The following is a 17,846-nucleotide window of genomic DNA, read 5'->3' on the forward strand; positions in this document are numbered from 1 at the left end:
ACCGACCCGGCGGGCTTCCGATGGGTCCTCGGCGACGCGGCCGAGGACAACGTCTTCGCCTTCCTGCGCTACGACGCCGAAGGCACCCCGCTGCTCGCGGTCTCCAACTTCTCCCCTGTCGTACGCGAGGACTACCGTCTCGACGTTCCCGGGTCCGTGCCCGCCTGGCAGGAGGCCCTCAACACCGACGCCGCACAGTTCGGCGGCGGCGATCTCACCCGGCCCGACCCGGTCAAGCCGGAGGACGGGACCCTCCGGCTGACCCTGCCGCCGCTCGCGACGGTGTGGCTGGTACCGCAGCCCGGCTGAGGACCCACGGCGACAACAGGTGTTCGAACGACCCGATGGGGGCAGTCGGGGCGTACAGAGCGAGCATTCCTCGTCGCCGCCAGGGACCGCAGAGAGGCTGCATCAGGTGCGTACCGTCGGAGTGGAGGAGGAACTCCTCCTGGTCGACCCGGACACCGGTGAACCGCAGGCACTGTCCGCCGCGGTCCTCGCCCGCGCCGCGCAGGACGACGCCCAGCAGGACGTCTTCGAGGAGGAACTGCACAACCAGATGCTGGAGTTCGCGACCCATCCGCAGTCGGGCATGGCGGAGCTGCGGGCGGAGATCGTCCGCTGCCGCAAGGAAGCCGCCCGGCACGCCGGGGCCATCGGCTGCACCGTCGCCGCGCTCGCCACCTCACCGCTGCCCGTCAGCCCCTCCGTGGGCGTCACCGACCGGTACCGGTGGATGGAGGAGCAGTACGGGATCGCCACCAAGGAACAGCTCGTCATGGGCTGTCATGTGCACGTGTCCGTGGAGTCCGACGAGGAGGGCGTCGCCGTCATCGACCGGATCCAGCCCTGGCTGACGGTCCTGGCCGCGCTCAGCGCCAACTCCCCGTTCTGGCAGGGCAAGGACACCCGCTACAGCAGCTACCGCAGCCGGGTCTGGCAGCGGTGGCCGTCGGCCGGTCCCACCGAGCCCTTCCGTTCGGCCGAGCGCTATCACCGCCGGGTCGCGGACATGGTCGCCACCGGTGTGATCCTCGACGAGGGGATGATCTACTTCGACGCCCGGCTGTCCCGGACCTACCCCACGGTGGAGATCAGGGTCTCGGACGTCTGTCTGCACGCCGACACCGCCGTGCTGGTCGCGACCCTCGCCCGAGGCCTGGTGGAGACCGCCGCGCGCGACTGGCGGGCGGGCCGGGAGCCCCTGGGACACAGCGTGAGCCTGCTCCGGATGGCCGCCTGGCGTGCCGCCCGCTCCGGACCCACCGAGGAACTCCTGCATCCCGAGACGATGCGGCGCATGCCCGCGGCGACCGTCGTGCGGGCCCTGCTGGACCGGGTCGGCGACGCCCTCACCGAGAGCGGCGACTTCGACCGGGCCCACGACACCTGCGCCCAACTCCTGCGGCACGGCGGCGGCGCCGCGGTGCAGCGCGCGCTGCTGGAGCGGTCCGGGAGCCTCAGGGACGTCGTCACCGAGTGCGCGCGCATCACCCAGACGTGAGAGGGCCGTACACCCCGGCCCGTCGTCCGGGTCCGCCGCTCGCACACCGTCCACATCCCCCGGCCGGATACCGTCCCGGCCGCCGGCCCGGTACCGTCCGACTCCCCAGGGAACGCGCCGAGATCATCGAGGGCCGGTCAGTTCCCCGATCCCGGCACCGCGCGCCCTCGCCTCGGCTAGATTCGAGCCGGAGACAACCCTGCCCGTCGGCGGAGTCACACCCCGTACACCACAGGAGCAGCGCATGCGCGACTTCGCCCTCGCTCCCTCGGCCACGTCGTCGCTGACCGGCGGACTCGCGGACAGCATCTTCGAAGCGGCCCTCCGTAACCCGACCCTGCCGATGATCGCCCGCCGCCCGAACCCCTCCGCCGCCGGATGGGAGGTGGTGACCGCCGTGGAACTGCGCGACGAGATCGTGGACGTGGCCAAGGGGCTGGTCGCCTCGGGGATCTCGCCGGGAAGCCGCGTGGCGATCATGGCGCGCACCCGGTACGAGTGGTCGGTCCTCGCCTACGCGCTGTGGGCGGTGGGCGCCGAGGTCGTGCCGATCCACTCGACGGCGTCACGCGACCAGGTCGAGTGGATCCTGCGCGACGCCGGCTGTGTGGCCGTGGCCGTCGAGGACGAGCAGAGCGTGATGACGGTCGGCTCCGTGTGCGCGACGCTGCCTCGGCTGCGCCACGTCTGGCAGTTGGACTCCGGCTCCCTCCAGGAACTGGTGGAGCGCGGTGAGTTCATCCCGATCGCCACCGTCGACTCGCTGCGCCGCATCGTGCTGCCGGACTCCACCGCCGTCGTCGCCTACACCTCCGGCACGACCGGGAACCCCCTCGGCTGCGCGCTCAGCCACCGCAGCATGGCCAGCCCCTGCGACACCCTCCTCGCAGGCTGGGGCCACACCGCCTCGCCGCCCGGAGAACAGGGTTCCGTCCTCGCCTTCCTGCCGTTCTCCCACGTCTACGGCCTCATGATCCAGGGCATGTGCGTGCGCGGCGGCCTGCTCATGGCCCACGAACCCGACCTGAGCGCGGAGGCGCTGTCGTCGGCGCTGCGCACCTTCCGCCCCACCTACTTCTACGGCGTGCCGTCGGTCTTCGAGAAGATGTACAAGACCTTCCTGCGCACCGCCCAGCAGTCGGGCCGCGGCGCGCTGTTCGAGCGGGCGGCCGAGACGGCACGCGACTACGCCGCCGCCGAAGAGCGGCACCGGCTGGGCGAGGGCCCCGGGCCCGGCTTCGACCTGCGGCTCCAACACGCCCTGTACGAGCGCACGGTGTACCGCAAACTGCGGGCCGCCTTCGGTGGCCGGGCCCGCCGCGCAGTGTCCGGCGGCTCACCGCTCAACCGTGAACTCTGCCTCTTCTACGAGGGCATCGGTCTCTACGTCCACGACGGATACGGCCTCACGGAGACCAGTGGCGGCGTCACCATGCAGCCGCTGGGGCGGGAGAAGTCCGGCACCGTCGGGCAGGCCCTGCCGGGCACCGCCATCCACGTCGCCGACGACGGCGAGATCCTGGTGCGCGGGCCGTCGGTGTTCCAGGGCTACATCGGCGACGAGGCGGCGACCCGGGCCGCGCTGCTGCAAGGCCGCTGGCTGGCTACGGGGGACCTGGGACGGCTGGACCCCGAGGGCTATCTGACGATCACCGGGCGCAAGAAGGACGTCATCATCACCAACAGCGGCAAGAGCGTCGCCCCGGCCGGACTGGAGCACCGGCTGCGCATGCACCCGCTGATCCACCAGGCCGTGGTGGTCGGCGACAACCGGCCCTGTGTGGGCGCCCTGATCACGCTGGACCCGGAGTTCCTCGCGCACTGGCGGGCCGGGCTCGCGCTGCAGAGCGACGCGCCCGGCCGCGAGGCCCGGGAGGAGAACGCGTTGCGGGAGGAGATCACCCGGGCCGTCGCGGCCGCCAACAGTGCCGTGTCCCGCTCGGAGTCGATCCGCGTCTTCCGGGTGCTCCCGGAACCGTTCGACCTGGCCAGCGGGCTGATGACCCCCTCGATGAAGCTGCGCCGGGATCTCATCGTCAAGACCTACGCGTTCGAGATCGACGCGATGTACCAGGCGCGCTCACGCGGCGGGCGGCAGGACCTGCGGGACGAGGTGGCGAGCTGGGACGAGGCGGACAACGTGTTCCGGTGAGGAACAGGAGGGGCCGACGCGGGCGGAAGCGGATGCGGTACGCCTCCGCCCGTTCGTCAGCGCCTGCGGCCTCGCGCGGCCCAGGAACTGCCGACACCGGCCATCTGCAGGGCCAGCACCATCAGGCCGAGCAGCATGATGTTCGTCGAGGTGAAGACATCGTTGGTCGAGATGTCGGCGGCGTTGATCAGGAACGCGATGAAGAACAGTACGGCCGCGGCTATGGCTAGCACGGGTCACCCTCCCTTGGTCGGTTTCTGCTACCCAGTCCCCATGCCCCCGATCCGCGGTGACAGGCACGAGGGCGCTCCCCTGATCCGCCAGTTTGATCGCGCACGGACGCGTAGGCTCTTTACGCCTGGGAACTCGCAGACCGTGGGGGCGCACGGGAGAGAGCTACAGCCCTGCTGACGCAGGGATGGGAAGGCGAGATGTCAACCGAGCCGCACAGGGACAACACACTGGCTTCCAAGGAGATCCCGAGTCGCAGCACCCGTTTCTCAGGAGAACTGCGCAATGTGACGGGTGCGCGCCTTGAGGCTGAGCAATTCCTCTTCGCTCTGGCCCGCACCTCCCCGCCGGCCGCGCCGGAGTACTGGGACGACATCCTGTTGGTCGTCACCGAGTTGGCGGCCAACGCCGTCCAGTACGCTCCGGGCCCCTTCGAACTGTCCGTGCGCCGCACCTTCGACGGCGTGCACGTGGTCGTGCGGGACACGAACCCCGAGCCACCGGCGCCCCGCCCCTTCCATCCCAGCAAGGGCGGTGGCGGGATCGGCTGGCACCTGGTCCACACCCTCTGCGACCAGGTCAGTGTCGTACCCCTGGAGAGCGGCAAGGAGATCCATGTCTTCCTGCCCTGGTGAGACCCCGGGGAGACCGGGCACGACCGCCGGGCCGGTGGGACGACGTGCCCGGAACCTCAGGCGGACACCTCGCGCAGCGGCACGAACACGCTGATCGTCTTGCCGCCCCCGGGACGCGGCTCGATGGCGATCTCGCGGGCGAGCCGGATGATCAACGGCCAGCCGTAGCCGCTGCCGTGGTGCCCGGCGGGCAGGATCCCCGGTCCGTACGCGACGTCGGGCACGACCTCACTGTTGTCGTGGACAGCCAGCCGCATCCCCTGGGGCAGGGGCAGGATGTCGAACCCGGCCAGGCCGGCGCCGTGCCGGATGGCATTGGTGACCAGTTCCGAGACGACCAGCAGAAGATCGATGACGTCCGTCTCCCGCACGGGGCGGGAGGCCGCGGTCCACTTCTCGCGCACCACCGCCCGCACCTGTGCGCGGGCCGCCGCCGCGGTCGTCACCCGGGGATCGCTCAGGATCCCGTCCGGTGTCGGGTCCGCCGGCCTCACGGCTCCGCCACTGCCCGGGGCACCGCTCCTGTCACATCCATCAGCCTTTCCCCGCTCTGCTCACCAGGTCCCGCCGGACGCCGGTCAGGTGGTGGTCGTCTCGCGCGGCGGCAGCCGGTGGTAGTACTCGCCGACCCTCGCCAGATACGACCGGTCCATGGTCTCGCTGTCCGTGTGGAACCGGGGCGCGGCCTTCACCTCGCCCCTCGTGCAGGACAGCGTGATCTTCCGGCCCTCGGTGTCCACGGCCGTCATGACGCCGACCGGCACCAGCACACTCCGGCCGAAGACCCAGACTCCGGTGTCCACGACCAGGTGCCGCATCCCGAAGTGGTCGGCCTGCCGGTCCACATGACCGATGGTGCCGTCGGGGGCCGCCACGGTGTACCCCGTGAGGTCCTGTCCCTCCACATGACCGCTGTCCGGTGCGTACGACCAGATTGTCTCGATGGCCACACCGCTCCCTTCGCTTGGTGCCGATGACGAGTCACGAGCAGGCGGACCGACTTCGCGTCCGCTCGCTCCACACCAGCAATTACCCTCCCGCGGCGCTCGCACTCCGAGCATCGCGCCCCATCGCGTTCCGGGGGCGGAACCGGGTCGTGGACCCGAGGGGAAACTGTTACCGGTACCCCTGTTCCGTCCCACCATGCATATTCCCCGGCCAGGATCCCTCCGCGGACCGGAAGTTGACGTGAGGCTTTGTGAGCCGCTCGGCCCTTGGGTTAGCCTGCCTCGTCTTTCTCATCGCGCAGATCCGTGAACTGCGGAAATGCATGCACTACTGGCGGGGCCACCCGGCGGCCCCGCTCGGTTCCGAGTCCTCGTGCACGAGGGCTCCTGGGGAGCGGAACGAGGGTGGGCATGACCAGCAACAGCATCGAGGTCACCGATGCGGTCCCGGGGGACCACGAGTTGAGACAACTCCTGGCGGGGCTGACGGCGGTGCGGGACGGGGACTTCGGCACCCGCCTGCCTGCCGACGGGGACGGCCTCCTGGGTGACATCGCCACGGTCTTCAACGGCATGGTCGACCAGTTGTCGGTGTTCACCTCCGAGGTCACGCGCGTGGCCCGCGAGGTCGGCACCGAGGGAACACTCGGCGGACAGGCGGAGGTGCCGGGCGTCTCGGGCACCTGGGCCGACCTCACCGACTCCGTCAACGCCATGGCGGGCAACCTGACGACCCAGGTGCGTGACATCGCGCAGGTGGCCACGGCGGTGGCGAAGGGCGATCTCTCCCAGAAGATCGACGTTCCCGCGCGGGGCGAGATCCTTCAGCTGAAGGAGACCGTCAACACGATGGTCGACCAACTGTCCGCGTTCGCCGACGAGGTGACCCGGGTGGCCCGCGAGGTCGGCAGCGAGGGACGCCTCGGGGGCCAGGCGCAGGTGCCGGGGGTCGCCGGCGTCTGGCGGGACCTCACCGACTCGGTGAACCTGATGGCGGGCAACCTCACCGCCCAGGTCCGCAACGTCGCCCAGGTGACGACCGCGGTGGCCAAGGGCGATCTCTCCCAGAAGATCGACGTCGACGCCCGCGGCGAGATCCTCGAACTCAAGAACACCATCAACATCATGGTCGACCAGCTGTCCGCCTTCGCCGACGAGGTGACCCGCGTCGCCCGCGAGGTCGGCACCGAGGGACGCCTCGGCGGACAGGCGGACGTCAAGGGCGTCAAGGGCACCTGGCGGGACCTCACCGACTCGGTGAACTTCATGGCGGGCAACCTCACCGCCCAGGTCCGCAACGTCGCCCAGGTGGCGACGGCGGTGGCCAAGGGCGATCTCTCCCAGAAGATCACCGTCGACGCCCGTGGCGAGATCCTGGAACTGAAGAACACCCTCAACACGATGGTCGACCAGTTGTCGTCGTTCGCCGAGGAGGTCACGCGGGTGGCCCGCGAGGTCGGCACCGCCGGCAACCTCGGCGGGCAGGCCCAGGTCCGGGGCGTCTCGGGCACCTGGAAGGACCTCACGGACAACGTCAACGTGATGGCGTCCAACCTGACCGGCCAGGTCCGTTCGATCGCCCAGGTCGCGACCGCGGTGGCCCGGGGCGACCTCTCGCAGAAGATCACCGTCGAGGCCAAGGGCGAGGTCGCGGCCCTGGCCGACGTCATCAACACCATGGTCGACACGCTGTCCGCGTTCGCCGACGAGGTGACCCGGGTGGCCCGCGAGGTCGGCACCGAGGGACGCCTCGGCGGCCAGGCGCACGTGCCGAACGTGGCCGGCACCTGGAAGGACCTCACCGACAACGTCAACTCGATGGCGAACAACCTCACCGGCCAGGTGCGCAACATCGCGCTGGTGACGACCGCGGTGGCCAAGGGCGACCTGTCGAAGAAGATCGACGTCGACGCCCGGGGCGAGATCCTCGAACTCAAGACGACGATCAACACGATGGTCGACCAGCTCTCCGCGTTCGCCGACGAGGTCACCCGGGTCGCCCGCGAGGTCGGCACCGAGGGACGCCTCGGCGGCCAGGCCGAGGTGGAGGGTGTCTCGGGCACCTGGAAGCGCCTCACCGAGAACGTCAACGAACTGGCGGGCAACCTGACCCGGCAGGTGCGCGCGATCGCCGAGGTGGCGAGTGCCGTCGCCGAGGGCGACCTGACCCGCTCCATCACGGTGGAGGCGTCCGGCGAGGTCGCCGAACTCAAGGACAACATCAACTCCATGGTCGGTTCGCTGCGCGAGACCACGCGGGCCAACCAGGAGCAGGACTGGCTCAAGACGAACCTCGCCCGGATCTCCGGCCTGATGCAGGGCCACCGCGATCTGCCCGTCGTGGCCGAGCTGATCATGAACGAACTCGTGCCGCTGGTGTCGGCCCAGTACGGGGCCTTCTACCTGGCCGAGGACGGCGCCGACGGCCCCGAACTGCGGCTGGTCGGCTCCTACGGCTATCCCGACGACGACACCCGGCCGACCCGGATCGCCTTCGGCCGCACCCTGGTCGGCCAGGCGGCGCGCAGCAGGCGCACCATCACGGTGGACGAACTGCCCCCGGGCTACGTGATCATCTCCTCGGGACTGGGTCAGGTGGTGCCGACGGCACTCGTACTGCTTCCCATCGTGGTGGAGGGCCAGGTCCTCGGGGTGATCGAACTGGCTTCGGTCACGGTATTCACACAGATCCACCACGACTTCCTGGAACAGCTGATGGAGACCATCGGCGTCAACGTGAACACGATCGTGGCCAACGCCCGGACGGACGAACTCCTCGGCGAGTCACAACGCCTCACGGGCGAACTCCAGGCCAGGTCGGCGGAGTTGCAGGCACAGCAGGAGGAACTGCAGTACTCCAACGCGGAGCTGGAGGAGAAGGCCTCTCTGCTGGTGGCGCAGAACCGGGACATCGAGGCGAAGAACCTGCAGATCGAGCAGGCCCGGCAGGAACTGGAGGCCCGCGCCCAGCAGTTGTCGCTGGCCTCCAAGTACAAGTCGGAGTTCCTGGCGAACATGAGCCACGAGCTGCGCACCCCGCTCAACAGCCTGCTGATCCTCGCCCAGTTGCTCGCCCAGAACCCCTCGCGCAACCTCAGCCCCAAGCAGGTCGAGTACGCGGGCATCATCCACTCCGCGGGCTCCGACCTGCTCCAGCTGATCAACGACATCCTGGATCTGTCGAAGGTCGAGGCCGGAAAGATGGATGTCGCGCCGGAGCTGGTCTCCCTGCGGCAGCTCATCGAGTACGTGGAGGTCACCTTCCGGCCGATGACGACACAGAAGAGCCTGGACTTCACGGTGGCCACGGCCCCCGGCGCACCCGCGGACCTGCTGACCGACGACTCCCGGCTGCGTCAGGTGCTGCGCAACCTGCTGTCCAACGCGGTCAAGTTCACCGAACAGGGCAGCGTGGAGCTGCGGATCGAGCCCGCGGCCGACGACGAGGTGCCCAGGGGTGTGCTGCGCGGCGGCACCATCGTGGCGTTCCGGGTGAAGGACACCGGGATCGGCATCCAGGAGCAGCAGCTGGAGACCATCTTCGGCGCGTTCCAGCAGGCGGACGGCACCACCAGCCGCAAGTACGGCGGCACCGGTCTGGGCCTGTCCATCACCCGGGAGATCGCCCATCTGCTCGGCGGTGCGGTCACGGTGGACAGCACACCCGGCCAGGGCAGCACGTTCACGCTCTTCCTGCCGGTGACCCGCCCCGACTTCGAGGAACTGCTGGCCCGCGGCCGGTCCCTGGAGCAGGCGCCGGACGACGCCCTCGCACTGGACGCCGGGAACAGCCGGCAGTCGGCGGGCGGCCCGCCGACCGGGGCCGGTCACCGTCGGCGCCGGCTGCTCGTGGTGGAGGAGCGGTCCCGCGGTCTGCTCACCCTGGTCGCCGAGAGCGTGGTCACGGACGTGACCCACGGCGGGGTCGGGAGCGGTCCCGGGGCGGTGGTCGACATCATCACCGCCGTCGGCGCCCAGGAGGCCGCGGGTGCGCTGGCCGACGAACCGTGCCACTGCGTCGTCCTGGAACTGGGCATGCCGGACGGCGAGGCCTCCCGCTTCCTGGAGGCGCTGCAGGGTGACTCCGCGCTGGCCGGCGTCCCGGTCCTCGTCCACAGCGGCCACCGCGCCGATTTCGCCATGGAGGAGAGTCTGCGGTCCCGCTCGGAGGTCGGTGCGCTGGAGTTCCTGTCCAGCCTGGACGAGCTGCGTGAGCGCATCGCGCTGCATCTGTCGGCCGAGGAACCGGGGGACGTGCTGTCGCTGGTGCGCCCCGAGGGACCGCAGCAGCCGGCACCGCGGCCGGTCGACGATCCGCTGGTGGGCCGTACCGTGCTCGTCGTCGACGACGACGCGCGCAATCTCTTCGCCCTCAGCGGGATCCTCGAACTGCACGGTTTGCGGGTGCTGCACGCGGACAACGGCCGAAAGGGCATCGAGGCCCTGATCGACAACCGGGACATCGCCCTCGTCCTGATGGACGTCATGATGCCGGAGATGGACGGGTACGCGGCCACCGCCGAGATCCGCAGGATGCCGCAGTACGCCGAGCTGCCCATCATCGCCGTCACCGCGAAGGCGATGCCAGGCGACCGGGAGAAGTCCCTCGCCTCGGGCGCCAGCGACTACGTCACCAAGCCCGTCGACACCCAGGACCTGATCGCCTGCGTCCGACGCTGGCTGCCCGTGTGAGGACGCCGACGCCCGCCCGGCCCACCGGCCGGGCGGGCTCGCGTCCCCTCATCCGCACCCCAGGGCCTGCCGGCCGAGGAGCCTTCGCACCGTGAGCATCTCCGAGCCCCCGCACTCATCCGACGACGGGAAGGCACCGATCGAACCCGCCTCTCCCCGCACTCCCCCCGCCGAACCACAGAACGAACCACCGGCCGAGGCCGACGGCCTGTCCGCGCCGCCCGCCTCCTCCGTCGGCCGGCTGGCCGCGACCGTCGAGCGGCTACGCCGCGAGGTGCGGGCGGCCCAGGTGGAGGCCGAGGGGCGGGCCCTGATCGAACTCGCCAAGGGCATCCTCGTCGAACGCCTGCGGTGCGGTCCCGCCCAGGCCGCCCACCAGCTCTCGGAGCTGGCCGAGCAGGCCCGGGTGACCCCCCTGGAGCTGGCGGTCGAGGTCATCAACCAGGCGGCCCGGGACCGGGTGTCCGAGATCGCCGACGCCTTCCTCACCGCCACCTCGGACACCGCGGAACCGGTGGGTGACTCCGCGGCCGTACGGCTGCGGGCCGCCGAGAGCGGTGCGCTGGCCGCCGACGACACCCAGGCCGTGGCGGACTCCCTGCTGCACCAGGCCCTGGAGCCGCTGGGGGCGGTGGCCGTGGCCATCTGGGCGGCCGGCCCCGACGGGTCCCTCACCCTGGCGGGCAACGCCGGGTTCGCCCCGGTCGAGGCGACCCGCTGGCGCTATGTACCGCCGGACGTCGCGACGGTGGCGCGACGCGGCCTCACCGAGCGCGACGTCCAGTGGATCAGCTCCCTCGCCCGGACCGGTCTGCCCAGCATCGGCCGGCACCAGTACCCGGACGGCGCCCGGGCCGCGCTGCCGGCGGGTACCGGTGGGCGCCTGCACGGTGTCCTGGAGATCGTGTGGCCCGGTCCCATGGCGCCTCAGCAGCCGCGGATCGTCCGCCAGCTGGAGGCCCTGGCCGAACTGTGCGCCCACACGCTGGAGACGTACACGCTCCGCCGGGGCTCCGAGCCGGAACCCCGCATGCTGCCGGACGCGACGGAGCTCATGGACCTGGCCGACGGGCTGCACGACCCCGCTCTCGTCCTCGCACCGCACCTCGACGACTCCGGCCACCTGGTGGACTTCCGCATCCAGCATGTGAACAGCAGGTTCCTCGATCCCGCGGGCCGGCCCCGGGCCCTGGTCAGCGGAGCCCTGCTGCTGGAGGCCTACCCGATGGTCGCCGGGGACAGCGAGCTCTTCCAGAGCGTCGAGCGCGTCTACGCGACCGGCGAGCCCTTCCGTGCCCGGCGGATGAACCTCACCGCGCTGGTCGACCAGGTCCCGCTGTCGGCGGTCGCCGACATCAGCGTCAGCCGCCACGGCACCGGCGTCCTGCTGCTGTGGCGGATCGAGGACGAGAGGGCCCGGCTGGCGAGTCTGTTGCAGCACGCGCAGCGGCTCGGCCGGATCGGCGGCTTCGAGGAAGACCTGCTGACCGGCGAGATCACCTGGAACGGGCAGCTCTTCGACCTCTACGGCCGCTCCCCGACCAGTGTCCCGGTGCCGCTCGAAGAGCTGCCGGCGCACGCCCACCCGGACGACACCGCGGCCATCCGCCGGTTCCTGCGCACGGTGCTGCACCAGCAGCGTCCCGCCTCCACGGCGTTCCGGCTGCAACGGCCCGACGGGGTGACCCGCCACATCCGGGTCGTCGCCGAACCGGTGCTCGACATGGACGACCGGCTGATCGCCGTCCGGGGCGCCTACCAGGACATCTCGGCCCAGCACTGGACCGAGGTCGCGCTCGCGGCCACCCGCGACCAGCTCGCGCACACCGAGCAGCAGGCCACCGAACGCAACCGGCTGACCCTGCAGTTGCAGCACGCCATCATGCCGCCGGCGCAGGCCCCGCTCCGGGTTCCCGACCTTCAGGTGGCCGTGCGCTACCGGCCCGCCGAGACCGAGCAGCTCGTGGGCGGCGACTGGTACGACGCCGTCGTGCTTCCCTCCGGGATGGTCCTGGTGTGTGTCGGTGACGTGGCGGGACACGGGATAGAGGCGGCCACCAGCATGGTCGTGCTGCGCAACGCGCTGCGGGGGCTGGCCGTCACCGGTGCCGGGCCCGGCCAGCTCCTGTCGTGGCTCAACATCGTGGCGCACCACCTCACCGGTGCCGTCACCGCCACGGCCGTCTGCGGACTGTACGACCCCGCCCTGCACACCCTGCGCTGGGCGCGGGCGGGTCATCTGCCGCCGGTCCTGGTGCGGGACGCGGAGGCCTCGACGCTGCCCCTGCTCAAGGGCATGCTGCTCGGCGCGGTTCCCGAGGCGCTCTACGAGGAGGCCGAGGTCCAGCTGGCGGCCGAGGACACCCTGCTGCTGTACACCGACGGCCTGATCGAGCGCCGGGACCGGTCCCTGGAGGAGTCGCTCCGGCAGCTGCTGACCACCGCCCGTACGGCCGTTCCCACCAGGCTCGACCAGCAGCTGGACCGCCTGCTGACCTACAGCAGGTCGGACACGGACGACGACACGTGCATCGTGGGCATCCGGGTCGGCTGACATACCTGCTGGATTCGGGGGTAAGCGCAGGCGCGGTGGCGGAGCACCGCCGGAATCGGTGTGCATCGAAACCGCCCGCAGGGGTAACCAGCCCTGGCCGTAAGACTTGTGGAGGTATTTCGTGTCCCCAGCCCAGAACCCCTTGTCCGTGGAGGTCACGCTGCCCCGGGAGGATGTGGCGCTGGTCACGGTCGAGGGGTATTTGGACATAGACACCGCGACGGAGTTCCAGCATCACCTGGCCAACCAACTCCACCACGGGCGACGGCACTTCCTGCTCGACCTGTCGGCCGTGCCGTTCATGGACTCGACCGGCATGAACATCATCCTGAGGGTCTACCAGGAGGCGCGCGTCATACCGGGCAGCGTCCACATCATCTCCCCCGCGCCGGCGGTGCGGCGGATCCTGGACCTGACGGGCGTGAGCATCACGGTTCCGGTGTCTGAGAGCCTGGACGAGGCGCTGGCCCGCGCCGACGCGCACGAGGCGGTACCGGGCGAGCAGAACGGGCAGCAGACCTGATCCGGGGGGAGAGATCTACGCGAACATCGACGATGAGACCGAGGAGCAGTACGGGTGCCGGAGCAGGACATGATGAAACAGCACGGATCACCGGCACAGGAGGTCGGGGAGTTCCTGCGGCGCCGCGGTGAGCAGGTGGCCCAGCGATGGGCCGACGAACCCCTTTTCCGTACGGTGTTCACCGTCTCGCGGGACGAGGCGGTGGAAGCGGGCAAGATCGTCGTCGACGCGCTGGCCCAGGTCGCCGACACGAACCAGGTGCACGATCCCGATGCCGCCGGATTCACCGTGGTTCGTGAGCAGTTGTCTCGGATGGGCGCGGCCCGTTCCCGGGCCGGTTTCACCACCTCGCAGGTCTCCAACGACGTGAACGCCCTGCGTCCGCCGGTCGAGAACCTGCTGCTCGCCGACCTGTCCGAGGAGCCGGCCGACCGGGTCCGGGAGTGCACCACCTCGCTCACGGTGCTGATGGGCACCCTGCGGCTGGTCGTCCTGGAGGCGGCGCTGAGCGAAGGGCAGGCCCTGATCGAGCGGCAGCGGCTGCAGCTGATGGAGGTGGCGACCCCGGTCATCAAGCTCTGGGACGGCATCGTGGCGGTCCCCCTGATCGGCACCCTCGACAGTGCGCGCAGCCAGGTGGTGATGGAGTCCCTGCTGGAGGCCGTCGTCGACCAGCACGCCCGGTTCGCGATCCTCGACATCACCGGTGTCCCGACGGTCGACTCGCTGGTCGCCCAGCATCTGATGAAGACGGTGGCGGCCACCCGGCTGATGGGCGCGGAGTGCGTCGTCTCCGGGATCCGCCCGGCCATCGCGCAGACCATCGTGCATCTGGGGCTGGACCTGGGCACGGTGCTGACCCGGGCGAGCCTGGCCGACGCCCTGTCGTACGCGCTGCACGAGCTGGGGGCCAACATCGTCAGCGCGACACCCGGCGGTGCGGGTCCACGGTGAACCACGACTTCTCCCGCCCCGTCACGGGGCATGTGCCGGTGCTCCGGCTCGGCGACGTCCTCCTGGTCACCCTCCAGGGGGATCTGTACGACAGCACCGCGGAGCAACTGCAGCAGGACATCGGCGAGACCATCGTCGGCACCGGGGTGACCGGTGTCGTCATCGACATCTCCGGAGTGGAGATCGTCGACTCCTTCCTCGGGCGGGTGCTGGCCGAGATCGCGGCGCAGGCCCGGCTGCTGGCCGCGCGGACCGTGGTGGCCGGGATGCGGCCGGCGGTCGCGATCACCCTGGTGGAACTGGGTCTGGAGCTGCCCGGGCTGCGCACCGCCCTCAACGCCGAGGCGGCCATGGAGCTGCTCGCGGGACGCGATCGGGACACCCGCTCCGGCGGCCTGCGCCAGGAGAACCGGTGATGCGGACGGAAGCGGGCGTAGAGGCCTGCCTGCCGATCCGCTCGGACATGGATCTGGTGTGGGTGCGCCAGCATGTGCGGCAGTCGGCCGCGCTGCTGGGCTTCGGCCTGGTGGAGCAGACCAAGCTGGTCACCGCGGCCAGCGAGCTGGCCCGCAACACCCTCGTGCACGGCGGGGGCGGGGAGATGGAGACGGCGCCCGTGACCGGCGGGCGGTCCAACGGGCTGCGGCTGACCTTCTCCGACGAAGGGCCCGGCATCCCGGACCTGGATCGGGCGCTGAGCGACGGATACACCTCGGGCGACGGGCTGGGCATGGGCCTGGGAGGCGCCCGGCGGCTGGTCCACGAGTTCGCCGTCGACAGCACTCCGGGCGTCGGCACCAAGGTCACGGTCCTCTCCTGGGCCGCGGCGTCTCCCCGGCCGCGGGGGGAGGTCTGATGCCCCGTGTATGGGATGTCCCGGTGCACGACTCGACCCGGGTGCGCGACGCCAGGGTCGCCGCGGAGAGCGCGGCCACCCTGGCGGGTCTGGACGAGCCGCGTACGGCCGCCGCCGCGCTGGTGGCGACCGAGCTGGCCACCAACCTGCTCAAGCACGCCGGGGGCGGTCGGCTCCTCATCGACGTCGTGGCCCCGTCCAGGCTCCCGGGCGGCGCCTCGCTGGTGCAGGTCACCGCGGTCGACCACGGGCCGGGCATGCCCGATGTCGCCGCCGCCCTGCGCGACGGCTATACCACGACGCGTTCCCTGGGCGCCGGGCTCGGCACCTGCCGTCGGGTGGCGGACGACTTCGGGCTGCACAGCGTCCCGGGCCGGGGCACGGTGGCCCTGGCCCGGGTCGGAGCCCGCCCCAGGGACCCGGCGCCGGTCGCCGCGGTACGGGTGGGCGGGGTGAACGTCCCGTTCGCCGGGGCCGAGTACTCGGGCGACGCCTGGGCGTGGGCCCGGTCGGGCGACCGGCTGACCCTGATGATGGCCGACGGGCTCGGGCACGGCCCGGAGGCGGCCCGCGCCTCGACGGCCGCGGTCCAGGCCCTGCACAGCGCCGCCCATCTGCCGCCCGCCGAAGCCCTGGTCCATCTGGACACGGCGCTGCGCGGCACCCGGGGGGCGGCCGTCGCGGTGGCCCAGGTCGAGACCGGTACCGGCGTGCTGAGGTTCGCCGGCGTCGGAAACATCGGGGCCCGGCTGTACGAGGGCGACCGCTGGCGTTCCCTGCTGTCCCGGCCCGGCATCGTCGGCGTCCACCGGCACGCGACGCTGCGGGAGGACCGTATGCCCTGGTCGCCCGGCCACCTGCTGATCCTGCACAGCGACGGTCTGCCCAGTCGCTGGACGCCGCCGTCCGACCCGGGCCTGCTGGCGGCCGACCCGGCCGTGGTGGCGGCCGTGACGGTGCGCGACGCGAGCAGTTCCGCGCGGCCGGTGCGGGACGACACGGCCGTGGCGGTGCTGGCTCCGACTCCGCCGGAGGGTCCATGACACGCAGCCTGGAGATCACCACCGTCGTCGACGCGGCCCGGGCCCGGATCGCGACCGCCCGGCTGGCCGCCGCGTACGGTGTGCCCGCCCTCGACCGCACCCGGCTGACCACGGCCCTCAGCGCGTACCTGCGGCAGTGCCTGACCAAGGGCGGCACCTGGCTGCTCACGCTGGACGCCACGGCCGCACCGGCCGAGGAGGGCCTGCTGCACGTCGTGGTGACGCCCTCGCCCGACCCGGATGCCGTCGCCGCCACACCACCGTGGCGTACGACGGTCCGCTGCCCCGAGACGGCGGACGCGGCCGGCGCGGCCGCTGTGGCGGACGATCCGGCGGTCCTGGCGGAGGCCCTGCTCGGCGCCGACGAGGACACCGCGCTGGTCCTGGAGCGGCTCACCCAGCAGGAGCAACTGGTCGCCTTCCACCGGGAGGAGCTGCACCAGACCAACCAGGGCGTCCTGGCCCTGCACGCCGAGCTGGACGCCGCCGGACGGGCCCAGCGCGACGCGTTCGCCGCCGAGCGCAAGGCCCGCACCGAGGCGGAGAGCGCCCGCCGCCGACTGATGTTCCTGGCGGACGCCAGTGCCGTCCTGACGACGTCGCTGAACCACGACGAGATCGTGCGCCGCCTGCCCGAACTGCTGGTGCCCGAGTACGCGCGCAGCGTCGACGTCTGGCTGTTCGACGGCGACGAGGACCCGCACCGCCCGGCCCCGCACCCGGCCGCCGCCGTGCTCGCCGCCCGCTCCGGGCGCCCGCAGTACGCCGCCGACCATCCCGGCGGCCTGCCCGGGGTCACCGACCAGCCGCCCTCGGCGCTGGAGCCCGGGCGGCCCGTGTTGTGCATCCCGCTGCCGACGCGCCGCACCCCGCTGGGCGTGCTGACGCTGTCGCCGCCCGGTGACCGCTGGGACCCCGACGACGCGGTGATGCTGATCGAGCTCACCCGGCGGGCCAGCACCGCCATCGACAACGCCCGGCGCTTCGAGCACAACCGGGACATCGCCGAGACGCTCCAGCGCGCCCTGCTCACCGACCTGCCCGCCACACCGGGCCTGAGCCTGGCCGCCCGCTATCTGCCGGCCACGCACGGGCTGAACATCGGCGGCGACTGGTACGACGCCTTCCGGCAGCCCGACGGCAGCCTGATCACCGTCATCGGCGACGTCACCGGGCACGGTCTGCACGCGGCCGTGATGATGAGCCAACTGCGCACCGCGCTGCGGGCGTACGCCGTCGACGGCGGCAGCCCCGGCCAGCTGCTGACCCGTCTGCACACGTTCCTGCACCACCTGCAGCCCGACCTGTACGCCACGGCGGTCATCGCCCGGTTCCGGCCGGGCGATCCGACACTCACCTGGGCGGCCGCGGGTCATCCGCCGCCGGTGCTGCGCGCTCCGGACGGCCGGGTGCACACGCTGGACGCCAAGCCGGGGGCCATGCTGGGCATCCCGCTGCGGCAGGAGATCCACGACCACACCGCGCCGCTCGCGCCCGGCTCGACGCTGGCCCTGTACACGGACGGCCTGGTGGAGCGGCGGGCCCAGGGCATAGATCCCGGCATCGAACGCCTCGCGACGGCCCTGGGGTCGTTCCGCTCCGAGGAACTGGCGGAGGATCTGGAGGGTTCGGCGGACCGCATCCTCACTCCCCTGCTGAGCGACTCGGAACGGGACGACGACGTATGTCTGCTGCTCTGTCACCTGGCCGCCTGAGACTCCGTCCACGACATCCGTACCACGATCTTCACGATCG

Annotated in this window: 15 protein-coding genes; 12 read left to right on the forward strand and 3 right to left on the reverse strand. The window is 71.4% G+C overall.

What is annotated here, in order from left to right:
• The 3 genes from ACZ5VD_RS09115 to ACZ5VD_RS09125 form a co-directional block, all read left to right on the forward strand.
• Nucleotides 1–309: alpha amylase C-terminal domain-containing protein (locus tag ACZ5VD_RS09115; RefSeq protein ID WP_468553651.1), on the forward strand; the 309-nt coding region annotated here is incomplete at its 5' end.
• Nucleotides 310–415: 106 nt separating this feature from the next.
• The gene (locus ACZ5VD_RS09120) at nt 416–1,504 is read left to right on the forward strand and encodes a glutamate--cysteine ligase 2 (RefSeq protein ID WP_468681706.1); all 1,089 of its coding nucleotides are present in this window, start codon (nt 416–418) and stop codon (nt 1,502–1,504) included.
• Nucleotides 1,505–1,748: 244 nt separating this feature from the next.
• Complete coding sequence (locus tag ACZ5VD_RS09125; RefSeq protein WP_468553649.1) at nt 1,749–3,656, forward strand: AMP-dependent synthetase/ligase; 1,908 nt, start codon at nt 1,749–1,751, stop codon at nt 3,654–3,656.
• Nucleotides 3,657–3,712: 56 nt separating this feature from the next.
• On the opposite strand, the gene ACZ5VD_RS09130 is transcribed toward ACZ5VD_RS09125, so the two are convergent.
• Nucleotides 3,713–3,889 carry a hypothetical protein gene (locus ACZ5VD_RS09130; protein WP_468553648.1) on the reverse strand — a complete coding sequence of 59 codons (177 nt, stop codon included), beginning with the start codon at nt 3,887–3,889 and terminating at the stop codon, nt 3,713–3,715.
• Nucleotides 3,890–4,087: 198 nt separating this feature from the next.
• On the opposite strand from ACZ5VD_RS09130, the gene ACZ5VD_RS09135 reads away from it, so the two are divergent.
• Nucleotides 4,088–4,522, forward strand: a complete 435-nt coding sequence (locus tag ACZ5VD_RS09135; RefSeq protein ID WP_468553647.1) for an ATP-binding protein — start codon at nt 4,088–4,090, stop codon at nt 4,520–4,522.
• A 56-nt stretch (nt 4,523–4,578) separates the two neighbouring features.
• On the opposite strand, the gene ACZ5VD_RS09140 is transcribed toward ACZ5VD_RS09135, so the two are convergent.
• Nucleotides 4,579–5,016 (reverse strand): ATP-binding protein, encoded by a 438-nt coding sequence (locus tag ACZ5VD_RS09140; RefSeq protein WP_468553646.1) that lies wholly within the window; start codon nt 5,014–5,016, stop codon nt 4,579–4,581.
• A gap of 84 nt (nt 5,017–5,100) precedes the next feature.
• Entirely contained in the window at nt 5,101–5,472 is a 372-nt protein-coding gene (locus ACZ5VD_RS09145; RefSeq protein ID WP_468553645.1) for a PRC-barrel domain containing protein, read from the reverse strand.
• Nucleotides 5,473–5,880: 408 nt separating this feature from the next.
• Here ACZ5VD_RS09145 and ACZ5VD_RS09150 point away from each other — a divergent pair, with 408 nt between their 5' ends.
• The 8 genes from ACZ5VD_RS09150 to ACZ5VD_RS09185 all read left to right on the forward strand — a co-directional run bounded on the left by ACZ5VD_RS09150 (nt 5,881) and on the right by ACZ5VD_RS09185 (nt 17,806).
• A complete protein-coding gene (locus ACZ5VD_RS09150; protein WP_468553644.1) occupies nt 5,881–10,161 on the forward strand; it encodes a HAMP domain-containing protein in 4,281 nt (1,426 codons plus the stop codon).
• Between the two features lie 208 nt (nt 10,162–10,369).
• Complete coding sequence (locus tag ACZ5VD_RS09155; RefSeq protein WP_468682189.1) at nt 10,370–12,715, forward strand: SpoIIE family protein phosphatase; 2,346 nt, start codon at nt 10,370–10,372, stop codon at nt 12,713–12,715.
• 121 nt (nt 12,716–12,836) lie between these two features.
• A complete protein-coding gene (locus tag ACZ5VD_RS09160) occupies nt 12,837–13,238 on the forward strand; it encodes an STAS domain-containing protein (RefSeq protein ID WP_468553643.1) in 402 nt (133 codons plus the stop codon).
• A gap of 54 nt (nt 13,239–13,292) precedes the next feature.
• Nucleotides 13,293–14,192 (forward strand): STAS domain-containing protein, encoded by a 900-nt coding sequence (locus tag ACZ5VD_RS09165; protein WP_468681708.1) that lies wholly within the window; start codon nt 13,293–13,295, stop codon nt 14,190–14,192.
• Entirely contained in the window at nt 14,189–14,608 is a 420-nt protein-coding gene (locus ACZ5VD_RS09170) for an STAS domain-containing protein (RefSeq protein ID WP_468553641.1), read from the forward strand. The genes ACZ5VD_RS09165 and ACZ5VD_RS09170 overlap by 4 nt, the downstream gene beginning before the upstream one ends.
• The gene (locus ACZ5VD_RS09175; RefSeq protein WP_468553640.1) at nt 14,608–15,048 is read left to right on the forward strand and encodes an anti-sigma regulatory factor; all 441 of its coding nucleotides are present in this window, start codon (nt 14,608–14,610) and stop codon (nt 15,046–15,048) included. The genes ACZ5VD_RS09170 and ACZ5VD_RS09175 overlap by 1 nt, the downstream gene beginning before the upstream one ends.
• On the forward strand, nt 15,048–16,091 hold the full coding sequence (locus tag ACZ5VD_RS09180) for a SpoIIE family protein phosphatase (protein WP_468681710.1): 1,044 nt from the start codon (nt 15,048–15,050) through the stop codon (nt 16,089–16,091). The genes ACZ5VD_RS09175 and ACZ5VD_RS09180 overlap by 1 nt, the downstream gene beginning before the upstream one ends.
• Complete coding sequence (locus ACZ5VD_RS09185) at nt 16,088–17,806, forward strand: PP2C family protein-serine/threonine phosphatase (RefSeq protein ID WP_468553638.1); 1,719 nt, start codon at nt 16,088–16,090, stop codon at nt 17,804–17,806. Before ACZ5VD_RS09180 ends, ACZ5VD_RS09185 begins: the two co-directional genes overlap by 4 nt.
• The last annotated feature ends 40 nt before the right edge of the window (nt 17,807–17,846 follow it).

This window comes from Streptomyces sp. NPDC032822 (assembly GCF_055578825.1).